The 227-nt window shown below is 48.0% G+C and carries 1 protein-coding gene; it reads right to left on the reverse strand.

Features of this window, described 5'->3' with window-relative positions; genetic code table 11:
• Positions 1-227 (reverse strand): SprB repeat-containing protein (locus tag ABR854_RS26030; protein WP_350268756.1); only part of this gene is annotated, 227 nt, incomplete at both ends.

Below are 227 nucleotides of genomic sequence, written 5' to 3' on the forward strand. Positions count from 1 at the left end.
ACTACTACACTCGCTGTTGCTGTACAACTGTTCGCATCTGTTACTACTACCGTGTACGTTCCTGCTACTAAATTATTGATAGTCGAAGTCGTCGCATTTGTGTTCCATTTGTAAGTGTATGGACTCGTGCCACCTGCTGCAATTACACTCGCACTGCCACTTGCATCCCCGTAACACTTCACATCCACACCACTCGGGGTCGTCGTCAATGCTGCCGTTGGTTGTTT

The organism is Emticicia sp. W12TSBA100-4 (assembly GCF_040253585.1).
In the GTDB taxonomy this organism is placed as follows: domain Bacteria; phylum Bacteroidota; class Bacteroidia; order Cytophagales; family Spirosomataceae; genus Emticicia.